This is a genomic window from Sutcliffiella sp. NPDC057660, from assembly GCF_042800035.1.
Lineage (GTDB): Bacteria > Bacillota > Bacilli > Bacillales > Bacillaceae_I > Sutcliffiella_A.
The window spans coordinates 1-1,728 of sequence record NZ_JBHVHV010000042.1; the positions used below are offsets into that span (position 1 = coordinate 1).

Sequence of the window (1,728 nt, forward strand, 5' to 3'; positions counted from 1 at the left end):
ATTTTATTTAGGGCTTATATGTATGCCTTCACTCTCTCGCCAATCTGCGTAGAGTATACGTTTAACATTATCATATCCATTGGTAGTTAATTGGTTATCTAACCACTGTTGATCAAATCCGAGTTCATGTAAATTATCCCATAAAATTTCCCCATCTATAATTAACGATGTTGGGAGGTCTACTGGACTTTCTGGAAGATTGAGATCTTGCTTGTCTGGTTTTTGATACTTGGATTTTAATAATAAACTTATTTGCCCATTAGCTTCCAATATACCGTATTTGACTTCGCGAACTGAAAAGACATTATTTTGACGGAGTATACTCAATACTTGATTTACATCCAATTTGTTCTTTGTAAGTAACTTTCTGTCCATAACACCATCTCGAATGATGATGTTAGGATTGCCTAATAAGAGAGAACGTGTCGATTTATTTTTTAGAGTCATAAACTCTATTCCCAACATAAGAAACGTCCACAATCCGATGGCATATAAAAAATGAAAAATCCCTACCTTATCTTCATAAATGGTATTTCCCAAAAAATCTCCAAGTACTAACACAAAAACTAAGTGAAACGGGGTTAACTGATAGATGGATGTTCTGCCTGTTATGATAATGATAAAAAATAAAGTGGCAAAACCAACGATGACTTTGATCGTCAGTAAACCAATATTAACTTCTTCCAAAGTTTTTTCCTCCAATTTAAATTTTACTTAGTTGTAAGATCTTGAGGTTTAGATAAAGAGGCTAGTTTTAGTATTAAAGCTCGAGTTACAATTCCAACAATGATGTAATATATGAATGAATATCTGTATCTCCACTCTAAATAATTAACAAGTTTGACCCACTCGCAAAAGGGTTCACCTATATAGGCATATGTTAGTGCCATAATGATCTGGGCTAAAATAAAAGATTTCCATGTTCTAAAATATTGATATAACAACATGTAAGCTACAGGTACCATTGAAAAATCAAAAGGAAAGGCCCGAGGAATAATAGGTAGGAATGCAATGGGGTAATCCCAAAAACTGTATTGTGCACCAACTACATCTAATAAGGTTGTTGTCAAGATAATTATGGTGCCAAATAACAAAATTTCTAAAATAATGTCTCGTTTAACAAGTTTAGCCCATATAACCCAAGGCACAACTAAAAAAACGACTAGTATCCACCATTCCCAAGTTAAAAACTCATTTTTTAGCCAACCATTTAATTCTAAATGATAGAGCTTATCTTCTAATAAACGTATTTCCTTAAGATTTTCAAATATATTATCTATTGATATCACCTCTATAATGAAAAGGTAACAGATATTTTTGGATTCAAACTCTTTGGGCTGCCTCTTTAGTATTACCGTTTTTTTAGTAATGAATTTCCATCGTAAATAAGAAAAAAAACCATGTTGAAAGTTCTTCTAACACGGGTTTTCAACTTTTTTCAAATGAATCAGAAATATTTTAAAAACAATGAATTTTTTTAAATCTAGATTTAAGATTGAAAAATAAAAACAGGATACATCAACTATAATAATGGAGAAAGCAGGCGAGCACCCTGTTCAACAATGCGCTCGGTCAGGGATCGTTGCAACAAGTCTTCAATTCTTACTGGTACAGAATCAGTAAGATCCCTCTCGAACTGCTCTGTGAGTTCCCTTGCCACATCAGCACTGTACACGACTTGACACACCTCATAATTCAGGCGAAAACTTCTCATATCATAGTTTGCTG

The 1,728-nt window shown here is 33.2% G+C and carries 3 protein-coding genes; all 3 read right to left on the reverse strand.

Going from position 1 to position 1,728, the window contains the following annotated elements; translation table 11 throughout:
• Nucleotides 1–3: 3 nt before the first annotated feature.
• Nucleotides 4–687, reverse strand: coding sequence for a DUF421 domain-containing protein (locus ACFVAD_RS24205; protein WP_386646458.1), 684 nt, complete (start codon nucleotides 685–687; stop codon nucleotides 4–6).
• 23 nt (nucleotides 688–710) lie between these two features.
• Nucleotides 711–1,289, reverse strand: coding sequence for a CBO0543 family protein (locus ACFVAD_RS24210; RefSeq protein ID WP_386646461.1), 579 nt, complete (start codon nucleotides 1,287–1,289; stop codon nucleotides 711–713).
• Nucleotides 1,290–1,522: 233 nt separating this feature from the next.
• Nucleotides 1,523–1,728 (reverse strand): phospholipase D-like domain-containing protein (locus tag ACFVAD_RS24215; protein WP_483887615.1); only part of this gene is annotated, 206 nt, incomplete at its 5' end.